This window comes from Microbacterium sp. P5_E9, assembly GCF_054049175.1.
Genome location: NZ_JBFUMV010000017.1, coordinates 1 through 18,409, shown reverse-complemented (window position 1 = coordinate 18,409; position 18,409 = coordinate 1). Strand labels below are relative to the sequence as shown.

The 18,409-nt window shown below is 64.4% G+C and carries 25 protein-coding genes; 7 read left to right on the top strand and 18 right to left on the bottom strand.

Annotated features, from left to right (window positions below; translation table 11 throughout):
• Positions 1–87: 87 nt before the first annotated feature.
• From ACXJ3V_RS16615 to ACXJ3V_RS16595, 5 genes are all read right to left on the bottom strand, one after another.
• A complete protein-coding gene (locus ACXJ3V_RS16615; protein ID WP_457101449.1) occupies positions 88–882 on the bottom strand; it encodes a hypothetical protein in 795 nt (264 codons plus the stop codon).
• Complete coding sequence (locus ACXJ3V_RS16610; protein WP_457101448.1) at positions 872–1,435, bottom strand: RNA polymerase sigma factor; 564 nt, start codon at positions 1,433–1,435, stop codon at positions 872–874. Before ACXJ3V_RS16610 ends, ACXJ3V_RS16615 begins: the two co-directional genes overlap by 11 nt.
• Positions 1,436–1,630: 195 nt before the next feature.
• Positions 1,631–2,197 (bottom strand): hypothetical protein, encoded by a 567-nt coding sequence (locus ACXJ3V_RS16605; RefSeq protein WP_457101447.1) that lies wholly within the window; start codon positions 2,195–2,197, stop codon positions 1,631–1,633.
• A 185-nt stretch (positions 2,198–2,382) separates the two neighbouring features.
• Positions 2,383–3,405, bottom strand: a complete 1,023-nt coding sequence (locus ACXJ3V_RS16600) for a hypothetical protein (RefSeq protein WP_457101446.1) — start codon at positions 3,403–3,405, stop codon at positions 2,383–2,385.
• A 329-nt stretch (positions 3,406–3,734) separates the two neighbouring features.
• Entirely contained in the window at positions 3,735–4,088 is a 354-nt protein-coding gene (locus tag ACXJ3V_RS16595; RefSeq protein ID WP_457101445.1) for a PadR family transcriptional regulator, read from the bottom strand.
• A 175-nt stretch (positions 4,089–4,263) separates the two neighbouring features.
• On the opposite strand from ACXJ3V_RS16595, the gene ACXJ3V_RS16590 reads away from it, so the two are divergent.
• Both ACXJ3V_RS16590 and ACXJ3V_RS16585 read left to right on the top strand, forming a co-directional pair.
• On the top strand, positions 4,264–4,899 hold the full coding sequence (locus ACXJ3V_RS16590) for a hypothetical protein (RefSeq protein WP_457101444.1): 636 nt from the start codon (positions 4,264–4,266) through the stop codon (positions 4,897–4,899).
• Between the two features lie 203 nt (positions 4,900–5,102).
• Positions 5,103–5,579 (top strand): hypothetical protein, encoded by a 477-nt coding sequence (locus ACXJ3V_RS16585; RefSeq protein ID WP_457101443.1) that lies wholly within the window; start codon positions 5,103–5,105, stop codon positions 5,577–5,579.
• Positions 5,580–5,676: 97 nt separating this feature from the next.
• Here ACXJ3V_RS16585 and ACXJ3V_RS16580 read toward each other — a convergent pair whose 3' ends face one another.
• Together ACXJ3V_RS16580 and ACXJ3V_RS16575 are read right to left on the bottom strand one after the other, a co-directional pair.
• Positions 5,677–6,261, bottom strand: a complete 585-nt coding sequence (locus ACXJ3V_RS16580) for a hypothetical protein (protein ID WP_457101442.1) — start codon at positions 6,259–6,261, stop codon at positions 5,677–5,679.
• A 224-nt stretch (positions 6,262–6,485) separates the two neighbouring features.
• Positions 6,486–6,692, bottom strand: coding sequence for a hypothetical protein (locus ACXJ3V_RS16575; protein ID WP_457101441.1), 207 nt, complete (start codon positions 6,690–6,692; stop codon positions 6,486–6,488).
• A gap of 535 nt (positions 6,693–7,227) precedes the next feature.
• On the opposite strand from ACXJ3V_RS16575, the gene ACXJ3V_RS16570 reads away from it, so the two are divergent.
• Positions 7,228–7,839 carry a hypothetical protein gene (locus ACXJ3V_RS16570; protein ID WP_457101440.1) on the top strand — a complete coding sequence of 204 codons (612 nt, stop codon included), beginning with the start codon at positions 7,228–7,230 and terminating at the stop codon, positions 7,837–7,839.
• Positions 7,840–7,960: 121 nt separating this feature from the next.
• On the opposite strand, the gene ACXJ3V_RS16565 is transcribed toward ACXJ3V_RS16570, so the two are convergent.
• Complete coding sequence (locus ACXJ3V_RS16565) at positions 7,961–8,311, bottom strand: hypothetical protein (protein ID WP_457101439.1); 351 nt, start codon at positions 8,309–8,311, stop codon at positions 7,961–7,963.
• Between the two features lie 399 nt (positions 8,312–8,710).
• On the opposite strand from ACXJ3V_RS16565, the gene ACXJ3V_RS16560 reads away from it, so the two are divergent.
• Both ACXJ3V_RS16560 and ACXJ3V_RS16555 read left to right on the top strand, forming a co-directional pair.
• Complete coding sequence (locus ACXJ3V_RS16560) at positions 8,711–9,775, top strand: hypothetical protein (RefSeq protein WP_457101438.1); 1,065 nt, start codon at positions 8,711–8,713, stop codon at positions 9,773–9,775.
• Entirely contained in the window at positions 9,772–10,182 is a 411-nt protein-coding gene (locus tag ACXJ3V_RS16555; RefSeq protein ID WP_457101437.1) for a GntR family transcriptional regulator, read from the top strand. Before ACXJ3V_RS16560 ends, ACXJ3V_RS16555 begins: the two co-directional genes overlap by 4 nt.
• 371 nt (positions 10,183–10,553) lie before the next feature.
• Here ACXJ3V_RS16555 and ACXJ3V_RS16550 read toward each other — a convergent pair whose 3' ends face one another.
• The 10 genes from ACXJ3V_RS16550 to ACXJ3V_RS16505 all read right to left on the bottom strand — a co-directional run bounded on the left by ACXJ3V_RS16550 (position 10,554) and on the right by ACXJ3V_RS16505 (position 17,382).
• Positions 10,554–11,252 (bottom strand): DUF4238 domain-containing protein, encoded by a 699-nt coding sequence (locus ACXJ3V_RS16550; RefSeq protein ID WP_457101436.1) that lies wholly within the window; start codon positions 11,250–11,252, stop codon positions 10,554–10,556.
• A 176-nt stretch (positions 11,253–11,428) separates the two neighbouring features.
• Complete coding sequence (locus tag ACXJ3V_RS16545; protein ID WP_457101435.1) at positions 11,429–11,758, bottom strand: hypothetical protein; 330 nt, start codon at positions 11,756–11,758, stop codon at positions 11,429–11,431.
• A gap of 123 nt (positions 11,759–11,881) precedes the next feature.
• Positions 11,882–12,373 carry a hypothetical protein gene (locus ACXJ3V_RS16540; RefSeq protein ID WP_457101434.1) on the bottom strand — a complete coding sequence of 164 codons (492 nt, stop codon included), beginning with the start codon at positions 12,371–12,373 and terminating at the stop codon, positions 11,882–11,884.
• Between the two features lie 193 nt (positions 12,374–12,566).
• On the bottom strand, positions 12,567–13,064 hold the full coding sequence (locus tag ACXJ3V_RS16535; protein WP_457101433.1) for an RNA polymerase sigma factor: 498 nt from the start codon (positions 13,062–13,064) through the stop codon (positions 12,567–12,569).
• A 326-nt stretch (positions 13,065–13,390) separates the two neighbouring features.
• Positions 13,391–14,095: a hypothetical protein gene (locus ACXJ3V_RS16530; RefSeq protein WP_457101432.1), complete on the bottom strand. Its 705-nt coding sequence runs from the start codon at positions 14,093–14,095 to the stop codon at positions 13,391–13,393.
• Positions 14,096–14,405: 310 nt separating this feature from the next.
• Positions 14,406–14,960 (bottom strand): RNA polymerase sigma factor, encoded by a 555-nt coding sequence (locus ACXJ3V_RS16525; RefSeq protein WP_457101431.1) that lies wholly within the window; start codon positions 14,958–14,960, stop codon positions 14,406–14,408.
• Positions 14,957–15,562 carry a hypothetical protein gene (locus ACXJ3V_RS16520; RefSeq protein WP_457101430.1) on the bottom strand — a complete coding sequence of 202 codons (606 nt, stop codon included), beginning with the start codon at positions 15,560–15,562 and terminating at the stop codon, positions 14,957–14,959. Before ACXJ3V_RS16520 ends, ACXJ3V_RS16525 begins: the two co-directional genes overlap by 4 nt.
• Before the next feature lie 250 nt (positions 15,563–15,812).
• Positions 15,813–16,217, bottom strand: a complete 405-nt coding sequence (locus ACXJ3V_RS16515) for a DUF3566 domain-containing protein (RefSeq protein WP_457101429.1) — start codon at positions 16,215–16,217, stop codon at positions 15,813–15,815.
• Between the two features lie 107 nt (positions 16,218–16,324).
• Positions 16,325–17,017 carry a hypothetical protein gene (locus ACXJ3V_RS16510; RefSeq protein WP_457101428.1) on the bottom strand — a complete coding sequence of 231 codons (693 nt, stop codon included), beginning with the start codon at positions 17,015–17,017 and terminating at the stop codon, positions 16,325–16,327.
• A complete protein-coding gene (locus tag ACXJ3V_RS16505; protein ID WP_457101427.1) occupies positions 17,014–17,382 on the bottom strand; it encodes a PadR family transcriptional regulator in 369 nt (122 codons plus the stop codon). The genes ACXJ3V_RS16510 and ACXJ3V_RS16505 overlap by 4 nt, the downstream gene beginning before the upstream one ends.
• 127 nt (positions 17,383–17,509) lie before the next feature.
• Here ACXJ3V_RS16505 and ACXJ3V_RS16500 point away from each other — a divergent pair, with 127 nt between their 5' ends.
• Together ACXJ3V_RS16500 and ACXJ3V_RS16495 are read left to right on the top strand one after the other, a co-directional pair.
• Positions 17,510–18,121, top strand: coding sequence for a class I SAM-dependent methyltransferase (locus ACXJ3V_RS16500; protein ID WP_457101426.1), 612 nt, complete (start codon positions 17,510–17,512; stop codon positions 18,119–18,121).
• A gap of 62 nt (positions 18,122–18,183) precedes the next feature.
• The coding region (locus tag ACXJ3V_RS16495) for a hypothetical protein (RefSeq protein WP_457101425.1) at positions 18,184–18,409 on the top strand (226 nt) is incomplete at its 3' end.

Below are 18,409 nucleotides of genomic sequence, written 5' to 3'. Positions count from 1 at the left end.
TGGAACCCGCCCAGACCGAGACGATGTCCGGGCGGGAGGGATCCGTCGGGGCTGCGAGGCAGGCTCGCAGCCCGTGTGGTTTCGTCTCTACTCGTTTGCGACCTGCCATGCGGGGTCGATTTGTCCGAACTCCAGCGCGTAGCATCGCCCTTCCTCGCCTGAGGTGACGGCCTCTGAGGGGTTGGAGTAGTCGATCACTGTGCCTGTCGTATCGACGAAAGCCAGGGGGTGTCCGGCTTTGGTCATGCACTCGGAGTAACGGTTGAACCCAGCGCGGTACTCGTCTTCTGTGACCTGGCCGTCGGCCATAGCCTCGGCCTGGGCTTGCGAAGGCTCGGGGAGAACTGCGCGGGCGGCCCATGATGCCCATAGTGCGTAGCGCGCACCGGCGTCGGTGGAGATCGTGAGGGTATGGGTCGCCGCGTCGCTCACCGCGTAGTAGACCCCGCCGCCCCCCGCACCTGTCGACGTTTCGTCGCAGACGACGCTGCCGACCCACTCACCGTCGAGATGGAACTCGAACCGGCCCGGGTCGCCGCAGTTGAATGCAACCGCTAGCTCAACGGCCCCTGTGGGTACGGAGCCGAGCTGCACAATGGTGTCGCCCTCACCACTGAGCAGGACGGGAGATCCGAAGAGTTGCGTGTAGTCGTAGACGAATTCGTCCGCGAAGGCCGCGACGTTCACCGTCGACACGGGCTCGGGCGGGTTGAGCGCGGCCGCCGAGGCAGCCCCGGTCAGCGCGCCAGCAACCGCGAATGCGGCGATCGGCGCGGCGATACTCCAACGACGGCGAGCACGGACGGGTGCGGCGGAGGCGGTGGCGACGAGCATCCGACGCAGTTCCGTGTCGCGTTCAGATTCGATCATTTCAGAGGACATTGGTCACACCTTCCGGTCGCAGCATTGGAGACGGTTCGTTGAGGGCATCGCGGAGCCGTGCCTTGGCTCGCGAGAGTCGGGATTTGACTGTCCCGGGGCGGACGTTCATGATTCGGGCCGCGTCCTCTGCGCGGATGCCCTCGAGCACGCACAGGGTGAGAACCTCCTGGTCAATCTGCGACATGCCCCGCAGCGCCGTCACCGCGTCACCGTCGTCGAGTTGACCCGCGTGATCTGGGTGCACCTCACCCGCCGGAAGGCGTCGGAGTGCGGCCTTGTAGCGTCGGGTTGAGCGGGTCAGGTTGCTCGCCGTGTACGTCGCGGTGCGAAGCAGCCAGGGCAGCATCGAACCATCGACGAACTGCACCTTGTCGCGCTTGCGCCACGCCTCGAGGAACGTCACAGCGACAACGTCGTCTGCGTCAGACCAGGAAGGGGCAAGACCGCGGGAGTGCCGGTACAACCGGGCACGATGACGATCAAAAATCTGCCCGAAGGCATCCCCACTGCCCGCGAGGGCCTCGGCCCAGGCGGCCTCGTCACTGTTGCTCACACTATGGAGTGTCCGCGGCCCAACGAAAGGTTCCCGCGCCCCACGTCGGTACCGCCCCAGATTGATGCCCGCGCCAACGGATCCGGCTACGGTCTCTGGTCGTTGCAACACTGGCGGTGGTCATAGAGACGCGCCCTAGTCTCGAGCCATAGCGCCGGTTGAGGAATCCGGTTGCGGGCGTCCGGTGAAGGACCCTTATGCCACTGGTCTCGCACGGCCTTCAAGGTAGAGCAATCGAACGAAGCCAACCAGAGCGGTCGTCATGAGGCCCGCACCGAAGGCGAGCGCGCAGGCCCAGACGATCCCGAGCGACACGCCCGCCCGATCGATGTAGCGATCCACAGAGGACATTCGAAGCCACACCACGAGCGCGAGCAGGATTCCCGTCGCCACTGCGTACAGCAACCACCGTGCGTAGCCAGGGGCGTAGCCGAACTTCATCCAGACCACGCCCAAGACCACGCAGGCGGAGAGCATGATCAACGCCGCAGCGAAGGCGACCACCGTCGCGACCCATTGAGCAACCCACCCCTCGGGTGACATCTGCTGGCTGCATGTTTGACCGAGCGGCACAAGCGAAAACTGCCACTGACCACTTACCTCGGTGGCTCCGATGGAACAGTAATCGTTGCGCCGCTGGAGTAGCGCGGCGGTGGTGACGAGGAAGACGGTGGCAGGAGCGATGAGGGCGGAAACCCACCCCACGACCGATGCGGGGCCCGTTACCCGGGCGAGCGTCACTCGCTGCGCGGAAGCAGTCACAGGATCGAACCTAACGGGAACGAACTTCTCTCCAACCGAGCCTCGCTCGCAAACCCTCGCTCTCTACACACGCAACTGTGCCGGAAGCTGGGGACCGATCCGCGGCATCACGATGGCTGGTCGCGTTGAGGGATCGACCTACAGACCGTCGGTAGCGGGCTGGAGATTCGTTCCGCGGCGTCGGATCATGCTGAGAGTGCTGCCGTCGGATCCGGCACCGTCGGCGCGATCAACTTCCGACTGGACCGAGTGCCCACCAGCGCGACCACGACCGCGAAGACGGGGACCGTAAACGCGAGCAGCGGAATCGTCGTCGTCCCGAATAGCACCGCATACCCAACGCCCAGGGCGACGCCAACCGCAACGCGGAGCCCCAACGGCCCGCGAAGACGCGGGATAGCCCACCATGCCACCGCCCCGCCGCCGAAGATCGTGGAAACGGCCATCCAGGGGGCCATGTCGTCCCATGAGGGCGCGCTGACATAGGCGATGGCGACGGCCGTGACTTCAAGGATGACCAGACCGATTGGTCCCGACACCGCCGCACGCCCATGTCGTTGCGAAACGGTGAGAGCGACCGCCGTCAGCAAGGGAATCGCGGCAGCGAGCAGAATGGTGATGCCCTGCCCCATCGCCCCGGTTCCATCGGCGGCACCGGCCGACCACGCCGCCCCGGTCAGCGCATATGCGACGCCGAACAGGCCGACAATCGCGCTGAGGCCAGTGAGCCAGCGAACCGCGGTCCGGTCGTCGGACGAGCGTGCCTCGCGCGTCCGGGTGGCGGCCGGTGATCTCCGAACACGCCGTCCGCTGAGCGTGGACAGAGCCATGAGGGCGGCGAACCCCGCAACGACCACGGCCATCGTCGGATTGATCAATGCGAGGCCAGCTGCGGGGGCCGCGAGAATGCCGACCAACGCCGCTAGCGGCATACGAGCGAACCACGGCCATCGAGTGCGGTGCAATAGACCGTCGACGAGCAGGGCAACCGCGGCCGCTCCGACCACCCATGCGACCACGAAGAGCTGACCCCACGCGTCTGCCAGACCGGTCTGCGGCAGGTTCTGGTCGGCCAGTCTGAACCCTTGTGCCCAGGACAGCTGMGCCAGTGCTGCCAGCGCGAGAGATGTAACGAGGGCGAGGATCGCGATCAGGGCGCGAGGTGCGGTGACCCATCCCCGGTCTCTCATGACGGCGATCATGCCCACGACGGCCAAGGCGGGAACGACGCCGACTGTGACGATGCCGACCACATTCGCTGCCCACGGCGCTCCACCGAGTCCGTTCAGCAGCGCAAGCCAGGAGCAGGCGCCGAGCCCGATCGCCACGAGCGCAGACCATAGTGCGACTCGCGCGTCGAGTCGGAGACCGATGCCGTTGACTACCGCGGAGAGACTGTCTCCTGCCGTGGGTGCCACTCGGTGTTCGTGTTCAGCCTGATCGCGGAGGCTGCCGACAAAGACCTCTCCGTTCGCCTGTCGCCACCGCCTCGGGTACCACCGGAGCAGCCGCTGAAACGGGTCTTGCATCGCGCGGCTCACCAGGCGATCCCTTCGACCGGCGTGAACGCGAACTTGTGCAGAGCCAGCTGCGTTCGCGCAGCTCGAGCCGACCTCTCCATCTGATCGACCTCCGCCGACAACCGGGACGCGCCATCATCGGTGATCACGAAGTACCGGCGCGCTCTGCCCGCGACAATCTCCTCACCGTCCGCAGCGATCAACCCGTCGGCCTCCAGCCGTTCAAGAGCCGCATACAGAGTCGCGACCTTCAGCGACACGCTCCCTTGCGACGCGTCAGCAGTCTCGCGGAGAATCTCGTATCCGTGACGCCGGCGCGACGCCAACGCGGTGAGGATCCAGAACGACGGCTGATTCAATGCAGCGGGCATACGCCGATCATATTCCAAAACCTGTAATATTCCCCATGTGCTTTCTCATCTCTCTCGCGGGCCCCTTCCTGCCTCGATACTGATCAGCGCAATGCTCCTGACAGGATGCAGCGCGCTGGCCGCTTCGCCTTCCCCGACTACGTCGTACACGGATGACTCCGGGAAGACGGTCACCGTGGATTGGGCGGACTATCCAGCGCACGCCGGCCAGGATGGCGAAGCACTGCTCGAGTATCCCGACCAAGCGGAGCTCGAGCCTGCCGCGCGGGAGCTGATGAACCAACTCCGCACCGCGATTGCCGACTCCTCCGGATTTGAACTCAAACCCGCTCAACCACAAGACGAGTGGTTCAGCGACGACAGTTGGCACCCGCAGGTTGGAAACGGCTACGGCGGCGACTCCCTGCTTACGACGGTCAACTGCTGCGAGTTGATCTCAGACGGGATCCCCGAGCCCGACCAATGGCAGATGGTGCTCGACGCCGCCAGCGAGATCACGCGAGATGCCGGCCTCGGACGGTTCGTGCGCGACGAATCACTCGAGGAATGCGCTGGCACCGACGCGCAGTGTTGGGTGTGGAGCGCGACAGCAACCGACGGCGTGCAGTGGGTTCTTCTGTCCATTCAAGATCGCTCACTCGATCCCACAGGAGACGCAGGTCGGGAGGCAGACAAGTTCAACTGGCCCCTCACGAGCATCGGCATCAGCTACGGCGCGACCATTGTGAAGTCTGGCAGCATCGACGACTATCGTGCCGCGATGCGACCATTTCTGGGGCTCGAGCGACCGGACGCGACAACTTCCGACTGAACGGACAAGGCACAGCATGCAGTGGAAGGATTCACATCTGAGGCTCGAGCCGTGACTCCAATCCATCCACCAGAGGACGAGAACCGTCGCGGTGAGTGCCGGGCTCGCGGACACCGTCATGAGATGGCCGAGCCGGCCTCTCAGGCGAGCCGGATCGAAGGTCTACAACTCGTGCAGCAGCCCCGACATAAGCTGTCCCCAACATGACCGGCAACGATGAGCAGACTCGATATATGGCGATGCGGGGCGAGTGGGTAGGTGCCGAGCCCGCGCATCGCCTGCCGTTCGATATCTCGAACCTGTCAGTGACCGGGCTGGTCATCATCTGCGAACTCGATGACCCGCCCCCAGGGAACCTGCGACCGGCTATGAGCATGAAGATGACGCAGTACTTGCGCCTCTCGGACGAGTCGATGATTCGTCTCGATATGGATCGCGGCGTCTCCTCGTTCAAGCACCGGCCTACCGAGCAGGTCTCCTGGAAACGCTCCTCAGCGGACGTGATCTCGGAGGTTCTCGCGCTGGTACAAGCGGATGCCGCCGAGCCGTCCTCATTTCCGTGGGAACAATATGCGGAGGCCGCACGGCTGCGCGGGATCACGGTAGACGCCGACGCGCTAAGCGATCTCCCGCACTCAGTCCTGCTATCGGATGAGCTGGCCGCGATCTACGAATTCTGATCGATTCGCGCCTCACAGCGTGTCAGCTCGGCTCGGACGTCAATTGGCCATCCGCCTCTGCTCGAGCTGTCGCGTTGAGGGACCCCTTGCCGTGCAATCAGAACGAGGCGAGTGCGCGACGGTAGCGACCCAGATCCTCGCGCGTCTCGTCCGTCACAAGGAGCGTGTGCGCGCCGACGGTGCGGGTGTGGTCTCCACGGCAGGGAATCGTGACGATCTTGGTCAGTCCGCGTTTCCACGCGGGGGCCAGCTCGTCGAGCGCGTGACGCTCCAGCTCGGCGGACATCAACTCGCGGCGCCGCGCACCCCGGTTCCGCTGATGTACCGCTTGCCAGGATTGATACGCGTCGCCCAGCCCCTCGTCGCCGAACTGGTCGCGCCAGTTGGGTCCGACGATCTGGGCGAGCAGCGCGCGCCGCTCGGGGGGAGCCAGGTTGGGTCGCGTCAGCTTCGCGTGCGCATCGGCGCCGATGACACGGCCGGCATGCTCCACGGCGCCCTGCCACAGTCCCGACCACGCCGCGTTCCACGTCGCCCACCCGTCGTCCGGGATCGCACCTGCAGGAGCGGCCTGGACCAGGGTTGGCGGCGGGTCCGGATGACCGGCAGCCAGTGACCACGTGTCACGGACCCACAGCAGCTCAAGCAACTGCTGAGGGCCATCATCGACCGTGATGATCATGTCGTGCGGCCACGGGTTCCACGGAATCGGCCAACCTGAACGCACGACAACCCCCCGCCTTTCGAGCCAAGGGTGGCATGCCCAATCACAAACCCGCTACCCATCAACGCCCTTGCACGCGAGCGTGTCCTTCTTCGCCACTGTTCGCACACGCGGACCGGCTTGCGCGCACTGGCGGTCGCGATCCTGATCCACGCGTGAGCTGGAAGCTAGTTGGGACTCGATCAACCGATGCGAATCTCGGCGGAGTGATCGGTAGCGCACCAGGGGACCGGAAACGGGGTGAGCAGAGCGCCGTTCGGGTAGTCAGCTGCCACTGCTTCTTGATAGGCGTATGCCTCATCTTCGACGTCGAAGACGCCGAGAATGACGTTGTCGGGCGAACTGTCGTGGTAGACGATCCATACCTGCTGCACATCGGTACGGTACATCCATGCCCGATCCCCTGCGGACGGAGGTTGTCGCGTTCGGCGACCGGTGACCGCCGTTATTGGGAGACTTGCTTGGCCCAGATTGGCCGTTGGTCCGGTTCGGTGTCGAGGTCGATGCCTCGCAGACGAATCAAGCACACGCCGGTTGCAGTCCTAGTCACTGCCCAGAGGCTATGGGTCCGGCCTTGAGATCGTGAGGGAATCCACTCGAGAACTTCAACGAGATCAGCTTCCGAAAGCTGCCACTCCTCCTTGGCTCTACCGACCGCGTCCCAGAAGTAGACCCGGTAGCGCGGGTCGTCGATTTGAGACGTCTGATCGCGAGGATCGATGAGCTCTGCTCTCACCGTTCGAACGTATCGCCCAGATCAAGGCCGGCGCGAGTACGCAGACCGACCGACTGGCGGGCGGTCATCTGGAACCGTCTGTTGCTCATTACTAGGCGCCCGTCCAAAATCGGGTGATGAGGTTTGCTGAAGTTCTTCCTGAGGACGCGCCGGATCCGCGAGTCGAGCAGACAGATCAGGTGAGGCTGATGCCGGTTCCGGTGGTCGGCCTCGCTCCGCAACCCTCACTTCAGGAGACGAACGCGGGAGTTGGCGGCGGCCAGGACGGTGCCGGGTACTTCGAGATGTCGACAAGTCTCAGCTACACCCTCTGGCGCAACCCCTCCGATCGTTCGGACCCACTCAACCTGGCCGAGCTCGACGAACAGACCCGAGCGGCGATCGAGGAGGTGCCACCATGGCCTCGGCCGCAGTGGCTCATCGAGCAGGTCGAGCAGATGCGGTACCCGCAACTGGCCGAGGCGGTGAAGACAACCTGGTTCCGCGAGTCGAACGAGCACACCACGCTGACCGTCGTGCTCGCGCAGCACACCAACTACATCCTGACCAACTGGTATCGACAGCAGCGCGGACTCGAAGGCAACCCCTGGGATGCGCCGGCGCCCGATGTAACCGAACGAGCCGTTCGCCACGGCATCAGCGTGAGGATCGATGGTTCTGACGTCATCGGCGCCGAGATCGACACCGACCCGTTCGTCTATTGCGTAGGAGCAGAACTGCCCACCGGGGGGATCCTCACTGCAGTGCTCCCTCGCGACGACCTGGACTACATTCCACTCGAGTTCACCACGCGCCATTAAGGGCTGCCACCCAGTGGTCGACATGGGTCGGTATCACGGGACGCCGACTGTCGCGCTGAGGGACGGTTGGAAACACGCTGTGGCGCCACCTCTCACGCATCACGAGCGCCGAGCAGCACGCTCACCCCAGCTGACTAACCCAGGCGATGACGTAAACGACCGCCGGTAGGGCCACACAGGCCGCGGCCCAAAGAACGACCCGAAGCCATCGGCGCGGATGGGCGACCACCACTAGTAGGGCACCGACGGCGACGCCGATGAGCATCAGCCAACCGGTTGCGAACTGACCGCGCGCCAAGTTCCAGCGCGCCACCTCGTCGACCGTCGGGCTCATTGCTTCGAGTTCGCCGCCCATCGACGACAAGCCGGCACCAGCCAACGCGAGAAACACCGACGATGCCAGTGTGAATACGCCCATAAGCACGACGCCGACAATCGTCAGGACCTTCCCTGCTCTGCTGCTCTTCGTCAACTTCTTCTCCTCGTCTACCGAACGTCCTGAGCGGTTCGGGCGGGGCCATCCCATCCATGCGTACGGGATGGCTCTGCCACGTCACCTCATGCGCTGGTTCAGGGGTTGCAGCCGTCCCGACACATGCCGCCCCAGCATGACAGGAGCGATGAGCGGATTCGGTACGTCAGTAGCGGATCCGCTTCTGCTCGACCTGTCGCGTAGAGGGACCGGCCTGCGGCCACGTGATGGTCGGCGGAGTCGCCAGGTGGGTCGGCCCGCTCGAAGCGTTGCATGCAGCACCGAGTATGTCCGCGACGAGACCGAGCGAGATTGCGCCTACAACAACGGAAACTTTGTATCCTCAATCTGGCACAAGTTGTGATAGACATGTGACACAACAGATTGATTGGAGGCGCCATGCCGCAGAGCGGTCTTTTCTCGTTCGGCCCCCTGGAGCTTGTGGCCGCGGCCCTTTCGCTGCCCTTGTTCTCCCTGGCCATCGCGTTGCTTGTGGCAGGGGGCATCCTCCTCCTCGCGTCGCGGCAGCGACGCGAGAACCGTGACGCACGACAGCTTTCCGAACAAGCAGCCCGATCGGTTCGAACCAGATACCTGCCCGAGCACCGCGCCCTGGGCATCGCAGCGATCGCGGTCATCGTGTTGTTCGCGGCGGAGAACCTGGTGCGCGGATACCTCCTCAACCTGTTCGATCTCAGCATGAGCGATGTCGTCTCGTGGTGGCGGTACGCCACCCCCGTGTTCTCCGCGTTCCTCGGCATCAGCGTGGTTCTCGGGCTGATCGTTACCCGAGGGACAACACCGCCCGAGGCACCCGTTCTGCCCGCGGCACGACGGACCTGGCTGAGTTTCAGTCCGCGGCGTGGCATCATCGGTGCGAGCATCGCGCTGCTCGTTCTGGTGGCGACCACCATTGCAGCCGGGCTGGCGTCCTCGCCTGATGGTCAGGGGCGGTACATATGGCTCGCGATCCCCGTGCCCAACGAGGTAGCGGTCGACCCAATTCGTCCGTGGTTCTACGGGTGGGCATATGGCGTTCCGGTCCTGATCTGCGTGGCCGTCCTGACCGCAGTGACCTGGGCGGTTCTTCACACCAACGCCGCCCGTCCGTATATCCGGGCCGAGACCGTTACCGCGGAACGCGACCCGCGTCGCGAGGTGGCGGTCGGAGCCGTGCGGATCGCGACATCGGGCATGCTGCTCGCGCTGGCCGGCGCGTGGCGGTTCATCGCCAGCGCCGGATCGATCTCGAGCGTGCTCATCAGTGGCGAGAACGAAGGCAACCCCTACGAAGTGACCTGGCGGTATGCGGAGGCCGCCGCAGTCGCCGGCTGGGTCGCACCAGCTCTCGAGATCACCGCGTTCGTTCTGCTCCTGCTCGTCGCCAGCCGCCTGCGTCGTAGGCCGATCACCAAGCCGTCCGAAGAGGCCGAACTGAAGACAGGCGTGGAGGCGGTGCTGTGACGACGCATCCGATCCTGTCCCCGACGGACGAGGCCAGCCCGACCCTGGACATCTACCGGCAGCTCCGCGGCCTCATCGTGTCCGGTCAGCTCGGTGCGAATGAGCGTCTTCCGACGGTGCGGCAGACCGCGAGCGACCTGGGCGTGGCTCCCGGCACCGCAGCAAAGGCCTACAAGATGCTCGAGCAAGACGGTCTCGTCGTCAGCCGAACCGCCGCCGGCACCCGCGTCGCCGAGTCCGCAGCCGTACTACCGAGATCGGTCATCCGCCGGATCCGGGAACTGGTCGACGAAGCCACCGCAACGGGCGCCGACCCCGGCGACGTGGTCAACGTCCTACGTGTCGTATGGCGAATCGAACCCGGCACAATTAGCCACCCCGAAGACGAGGGACCGGGCGCCAGCTAAGTCGTGAGCGCTGGTTCCGCCTGGCACTTCATCACACACACCCTGACGAACGGAGCGCAACCATGGACGAAACTCAAAGTCTCATTCACCCGGCCGCGATCTCCTTGCCGCCAACCTTGCAGATCCACATTCCGGTGCAGGTGCCGATGCCGCCGGCATGATCGTCTGTGCGGCTCTATGTGTGTCGCTGAGGGACCGTCGAGCGGGCGGTGCGTCCGCCCGCGATCGAAGCACCGCGTCGTGGGCCGCAACCATCTACGCGGCAATCTCGGCAGATCACCTCACGGCTCGGACGATGGGTCTGTCTAGACGAGACAGCGGTTGGACGGCTTCTTCGCGTCGCACACATGACGAAGAGCCGTTGATTTGACCTATTCAGATTGTCGTGCGGCGATGACGGCGGCTTGTCCAAGGTTCAGGGTTCCCCGGAGCCCGACGATCCAACGCCGGCAGTTCATTGCCAAGCGAGTGTTGAGTGGGAGGTCGGCGGGAAGCTCTACTCCGATGACGAGCAGTTGCGTGGGGGATAAGGGGAAGGAGACCGTCGAGATCTCGGCATTCGCATGCGGGCGCCAGAGGAGTACTGCGCCGTCTCCGGTGGCGAGTCCGCGAGCTTCGACGATCTGCCACGGCCACTGCTCCAGCCCGAGCGTTGTAAGTCGCAGGGTTTCGGGGTGGTACTGGGACAGCAAGAGCATGTCGCCGAAGTTGAGCTCGGCATCCTCCGTGCTCCCGTCGTTCTTCATCAGCACTGCGGGGACACGGACTCCCGCGCGGTCCGCGTACCGTCCTCGAGCGAGGTGCATGTCGAGGAAGCCGACCAGTGCGCTCAACTCGTGAGAGTCAAGCGCTTCTCCGTTGCGCAGTTTGACGATTACCGGGATCCCGCGATCTTCGATGCGCCAGTAGTCGCGTTCGAGGTCGCGCGTGAGAATCGCGGGGTCGTAGACGTAGCTCACGACCGTGGCGTTCTTGATCGAGGAGGGGAAGCCGCGACCGTGTTGAATATCGAGCACGTCGACGGTTCCTCTGGCGTCAGCCCACGCTCGGAGGTATGCCTCCGAGACCATGTGTCCGCGTTTAACCGTCATGCAGCCATCCTCCGACGCCCAATGTACGCGGTCACTCCGAGACCACCGCAGGTAGTGTCTTTTGGGCAACGCCGTCGCAGCCGGCTGCCTGCTGTCTTGGCCCCTGAGGTTGCACGTTATCGGTCTTCTCGCGTAGAGCGACCGCCTTGCGCTCCCTAGATGGAAGGTAAACGATGCTGCGGTGGGTCGCCAATCTGCGATGTGCTCGCGTCATCGCGAGGATAGTGCGTGAATGGGCGGCGCCCGAGCTCGAGGTCCGAGTACTCGTCGGAGGCAGATAGCTCGGACGAGCCCCCGCCAGACGGCCGCTTGCTCCGCACTAGACGTCGCACCAGGCCGATGGCCACTCCGATTGCGAACAGCGCGTATCCAACCAGAGCGAGCCACTGCTTGGCCGGCCAGTCGAACGCAATCGACGCCACGATCGCAAAGAAGCCGAGCGCGACGACGGTGATCACTGTTGTGCGCATCGCGGTGCGGCTCATGAGATGAAACTAATCGGTTGCGAATCCTGTGACCACAACCCCTGTCGCGCAGACCGCCCGGGTGGCGGGCAAAGGTTGCACCGGACGATCTCGCAGTCGGAGATGCGCCGTGCAACGGTTCGGTCAGCCTCGCGTGCCAGCGATTTCGATGGTGTCTGGGAGGCCATCGCCATTGTCGGTCACGATCTTAATGAACTGATTGCCGGCCATCTGGTATGCCCCCGAGTCGGTTCCGGTGATGCGGAATTGAGTGGTTTGGTCCCCCKGGAGAGTGCTCTGGGTCAGGAACAGTAGATATTCCTGACCCGGTCGCAGCAGGCTGGTGGCGGGGTCCTCCCGAACTTGGATCAGGTCGCCGACCGCGACCGGTGCGGACCGGGTGTTGAGGTTTTCGCCGAGACCGGGATTCCCGGGGGTGTTCGTCACCTTCACGGTGGAGATGCCCGCGTGCTGATCGGTGACTGACCCGATGACGATGACCGAGCTGTCGCGGGCCAGTGCATCGATGTCGTCGTACACTTTCGTGGTCGCTGAGGCGGTCGGTGAAGGCGCGGCCACGGGGCTGGGGCGGGCGGCGAATGCCTGAAATGCGATCACCACGATCGCGGCGGTCATCGCCACCGCGAACCCGGGCGCTACCCATCCCCAACGCGATCGTCGCGGACGCGTCGCGCGCGTGCGGCTTCGTGCCGTTGCCGGGACCGCCGGGGCGGTCTGGGGATGCGGGAGACCGTGGGAATCAGCCTCGGGAGGATAGGGGCTGGACGCCGCAAGCAGGCGGTCAAGTTCAGTGTCGGAGAGCATGTCGTCAGGCATCGGTGAGCGTCTCCTCCCATGAAGTGGAGCCCTTCGACGTCCACGCGGTACGCAGCGCCGTCTTGGCGMGGCTGATCCGCTTCCACACCGCCTGCTCTGAACACCCCAGCACCACACCGACATCGCTGGCCGCCAGCCGATCCCAGTAGGTGAGCTGCAGCACCTCTCGGTGACGCAGAGGGAGCGCCTCGAGCAGGGCTCGGACGGTCTCGATGTCGTCATCGCCCGCGTCACGCACCGCCAGGACACTCGCGTCCCGCAGGGCGCGGCGTTCCCGTTCCCGATGGCGCAGTTCTGCCTTCATGAGATTACGAGCCGTCTGGAAAAGCCACCCGACCGGATGCGGGTGATCGTCTCGGAGCTTCGCGTACGCCAGTTCGAACGTCGACGCCACGACATCCTCCGCCGTCGATTCGCCGACCTGGCGCCGGACGAACCGCGCGACCGCCGCATACTGCTCGCGGTACAGCAAATCGAACCCGTCCCGCATTCATCCCTCACAGCCATGCCAGCCTCGACATCCTCGCACGCGACCCACCCCCGAGCCTTCCGACCTGTGGAGAGCGGCCTTACACCTGTAGATGCTCAACACGACCGGATCCTGACACCCACGAGTCGGATTGTTGGATTACTTGGAGGGCCGCCGTCCACCACCGCGCGGGCCTGAGCGACGCACGGCCCACCACAGCAAGCCCGCCGCGGCGCAACGTCGCGACGTTCGCGCTCGCAGATCACATCCCCGCAGATCGAACCGTCGCGTTGAAGGACGGGGTTGCGGTCGATGGCCTCACCCGCCTATACGGGTACGCGGCAGGTTCAGATCGCCTCGCTGTCGGCTCTGCCCAGACCTGTGCCCGTAGTGAACGATTGATCGAGGTAGATCAAAACGTCTCGGGGCAGCACGGCCGTTACGACGACATCCTCTCTGAGCGCGAAGCCGATCGCGTAGACAAAGGGGTCGGTGTCGATCTCCGCGGCATCAACATCCGCTCCGTCCAGGCGGGCGGTGGCACCCTCGCGCACGGCTGAGATGGTGATCATCCAGTCCCTGTTGTTCTCGTGAGGACCGCGCTGCAAACCGAGCTGTTCGCGGTACTGGTTGCGTAGGACGTGGTTGGTGTGGTCCACGAGCTGCTGGGCCGGTGTGGTGCGATCGGACGGGTCGCGATTCCAGCTTGTGCGAACCGCTTGCCGCAGCATCGGGTATCTCATCAGCTGCGCTGCTTCGATCAGCCATGCCGGCCGCGGCCATGGTGGCACCTCGTCGAGCGACGCGCGGGCCCGCTCGTCGAGATCGGCGAGGTTTACGGGGTCGGAATGGTCGTCGGGATTACGCCAGAGCGTGTAGCTGCGGTCAACGGCGGTTGCAGTGTGGCCGGAGGTGTCTCGTGTTTCCTGGAAGCCGAACCCGCCTGTATCGGTGATCGAGGGTTGGGGGATGAGGCCGACGACGGGAAACGGCAGGGCGCGTACCCGCGCCGCGGACTCCAGCCGCGGGTCGGGGGCGTCCTCAGGCAGCACTCCAACGATCTGCATGGTTCGACAATCTCATGCGACCCGGCAACGGACCAGAGCTGGATTCCGGTGCGCAGACCTTGAAGCCCGGAAGCTCACCACGATGAGCGATGAGCGACCGGGTTGCGGGTGCTCGGGGGAAGCGCACCGGATCTACTCGCGATCATCGACAGAATCGGCCTGGGTGTTCGCCGTTGAGTTTCTCCGACCATTGCTGACCTGTGGCTGTTTGTGACGTCATCCCTCAGATAGGGATCTCGATTGCGCCATGCGAGGGGCACCGGGTCAGGCGGCGCCCATCGGGTTAGCTGCGAGTTCATTCGATGTCTCCGCTTGCATCGAGCTGCTGGCGCAGCACGGTGCGTGCGCGGGACAGCCGGGCGCGTACGGTCGTGGCCGGTTTGCCAAGGATGGTGGCGACCTCTTCTTGACTGAACCCTTCCCAGTAGACCAGCCGTACGATTTCCTGATCAGTCTCCGGCAGGTACTGGATGAGTTCTCGTACGTGCTGGGCAAGGGCGGGATCCAGTCCGTCGGGGGAACCGTCTGCCTGCGCAGTGTTGTCGGAGGGGAGTGTCGCGCGGACCCTGTCGGTGAGAGCCGTTCGACGGACGCGGCCGCGACGGTACTGCGACAGCACCTTGCGGGCGATTCCGAACAGCCACGCGCGAAGCATTGCCGGCTCCACTCGGTGCCGCCCACTGCTTTTCCATGCTGCCAGGAACGTCTCACCGACGAGGTCGGCGGCGTCTTGCGGGGGAACACCACGCCGTATGAAGAACCCCAACAGAGTTGCCGCCTCGCGTTGGAAGGCATTGGTCAGGTCGGTGCTGGCCGCGCCGACGTTCGCGCGTGTCACCGCGTCGGTCAATGCAGTTCACCCTGGCAGTCGGCGCTGTAGCCGGCAGTTCCTCCAGGGCCTTCCAACCCGAGCTCGAGAATGACGTCGAGGACGAGGAAGCTCATCATTGAGTCGCCGAACGCGCCGTCGTTTGGATCCGACTCCGAGCCCTCGGCTGGGTGCCAGACGACCGATTTGGGGAGGACATCCGGAGTGCTTGGTCTCTCGCCGTGGAGGACCAGCGCGTAGYCATATATTTGCTGTCCCACTCCGCTGAAGTCGTGCGTCTGGTAGTACTTGATGACCTCTGCCGGCTGGGGATCGAAGAAGGAGCTGCCCACGTGCGCCGTGCATGCCACAGTGACCCCGGTGTCGGTCGTGTACCCGATCGCAATCGGTACGTCCACGCTCAGATACTGCTCGACGACCGCGGCGCCAGCGGTCAGAGCGCCGACAGCGACAAAGACCCCCGGCACTAGCCACAGCGCACGCCGTCTACGGGAAATCCGCCTCTCAACACTGGCGGCTTTCGTCTCCAGAACCAGCGCATCAAGCGCCGCCTCCGTCGCGACCGAGGGCGCGAAGGACGGGCCACTCCCTGACAGCAACTCATCAACAGTTGGCTTGCCCACGGTGCGTCTTCCAATCAGCCAGTGACCACKGACCATCCGCCGTCACGAAGGTAATGGCCGGCAACACGCGAAGTGTGACACGAGACCCGGAACATTTCTCCAAGATCCACGGCCACCCTTACGCGCGAGAACTCCTCAGGTGACAACATCGAGCCCAGTTCCCCCCTGAACGTATGTCGATCCGCATGCAACCGCGCTTTGCGATGAACAACGGGCCTACGAGAAGGCAACTGTCGAGCTCTGAGAGAGGTCAGTTGGAGGTGAATCCGACCAGTAGTCCGCCGGTCACCTTAACTGCGAGGTTGTAGGTGGCAGCTATGACGGCACCGAGCACCGTGACGACTACGAGGTTGAGGATCGCGACGATCGCGGAGAAGCTGAGCACCTGCGGAAGATTGATGATCTGCGAGATCAGGATGTTGCCGCCCGAGAAGCTGGCGAAGACTTCGTCCGCGTGCGCGATGAGGCCCGCTGTACGAACGACGAAGTAGATCAGCACGCACGCGGCGACGGTGAGTATGGCGATCGCGATCGCCGCGAGGAATGACAGCTTCACGGCTGACCAGAAGTCGATATAGACCAAGCGCAGACGCACCTGCTTGACACTGGTCTTGTGGCTGGACTTCTCGGTGAGTTTGTCGGCTACCGAACTCATTCGTGGACACTCTCCTTGGGGTCTGGGGAAGGTTGAAGGTGTCCGCTAAGCGCCCCAACTTCAGCGTTGTAGGGCTGATGCGCTCGGTCTTTCGGCTGGAGAGCTCGTCATGTCTCGAGGTTTGGCTGTGGACATGCCTCTTCGATCTGAGCAAACTCTGCGGCTGAGATGTTGGGCAGCATCGCGAAGGGTGACCACGTCCCCATGGATGCAACGAACGTCGACACGCTAGGAGCCCTCGGTGTTCCATAGCCGAGCTCCTCGAGACACTGCTGCGCTGCGAGCAAGTTCGCGTATTGCTTTTCCAGCTGCTCGCGCGACGGTGCCGCGACGGGAATCAGATTCGTGGACGAGGCGCAACTTTCCACATCTGCCAGGTACTGCTCTTGCTGGCCCATTGGTGCCTGGAAAACGACGCCGTCCGCCTCAATCGTTGCTGCCCAACCCTTCTCTGCGAGGCACGCTGCGAGCTGTGCCGTTCTTTCTTCGGCCGAGGGCGCGAGCGAAGACGACGCAACAGCTGCCAGTCCGCCGACCGACACGCACCCGAGAATCACCACCACGGCCGCGACGGAAGTGACTGTGCGCCGGCGACGCGCTACCTCTCCAGTGGCCGGAAAGAGCCGGTGCTTCAGCCCGTCCAGGCGCAATGACCACGCCTCGCCGAAAGTCGGGCCGTTCCGTCCCCGTGCGTCATCCATGTCCAGCAAGGTCCCCAGCACGACCAACTCGTGCTGTACCCGCCAGGTACGTGGGTACCAGCGCAGGATCCGCTCGTAATGCCGTCGCGCGTTCGTCATCGCCTCCCTCCGTCGACGCTGACAGATGGACTGGCAGGCATCACCGATCTGGCGACCCGAACGCGCGCTTCCAGGCGTACCGTTTCGTCTTCCAGCGCCGCCGCCCCGAGCTCGGTGAGTCGGTAGTAGCGGCGGGCGCGACCATCGACGACCTCTTCGCTGGTCACCTCGATCAGTTCCATGCGATTCAGCCGCTCCAGCGCCCCATAAAGCGTCGGTATCTTCAGGGTCACGGGGCTGCCTTGAGAGGTGCTTAGCAACTCGACATCCCGCAAGATTGCGTACCCATGCTTTGGCGCCTCAGACAGAGCTGTCAGCACCCAGAAGGACACTTCATTCGACAACTCGTGAGTGGCATCGCGCATGTCCACAGAATACTCTGGCGAGCACAATATACAAGGACCCTGATTAGCGTATTGAACTGTCGCGCTGAGCCACCCGCTCGAGGGAACGGCCCTTTGCGGTGGTCGCATCGGACGCGAGGATGATGTGATGGAGCCCTTGGACCCCGCCGTCGAGACGCTGAACGCGTATGAGGACTACGCGACGCAGTACGTCGATCGCACGTCCAACGCTCGGTCGCCCCTTGTCGATGACCTGATCGGGCTGACCGCGGCCGGGGATCGTGTGCTCGAGTTGGGTACCGGTCCCGGTAGGGACGCCGTGGCGCTCGAGGCTGCCGGGCTGAGCGTCGACCGGACGGACGGTGCGGCCGCGTTCGTCGAAAGACTCAATGCGGCCGGTCWTGCCGCTCGGGTGTTGAAACTCGACGCGCGCGACTTCGGCGGACCGTATGACGCGGTGTTCGCGAACGCGGTCCTTCTGCATGTGCCCCGTGCGCGGCTGGCAGGTGTGCTTGAGGTCGCGCGTCGAGCAACGCGAGCGGGCGGCGTGCTTGTGGCGTCGTTCAAGAAGGGTGAGGGCGAGGGCTGGTCGAGCCARAAACTGGACGCCCGAAGGCACTTCACCTACTGGCAGGAAGACGCCCTAGAAGCCGTGGTCCGCGACGCAGGGTGGACGCCGCTCARGATCGTTGACTCCACCCAGCCGACATCGGCGGAGAAGTGGATCACCGTCCTCGCACGCCACGAACTGGCCCGCTGAGCGACCGGGCTACGGCGCCCAGGGGTCGCTCACGCGCCGGCTGCAGCCAGTAGCCTGCCGAGATGACTGATACTGAGCTCGAGGTGACCTCCGACGTCGTCAGAGAGTGGACGCGCCCGGCGTTCGATGAGGGGCGGGAAGCCGACGAGCGAGTCGAGACCAAGCCGTGGGGCTTCACGATCTCGCGGCAGTCTCGGGTCTATCTCGACACGGGCGACGTGCTGACGATGCTCATCGGCAGCGGGCCGTACATCGTCGATTGCGAGACTGGAGAGGTCTGGGCGACGG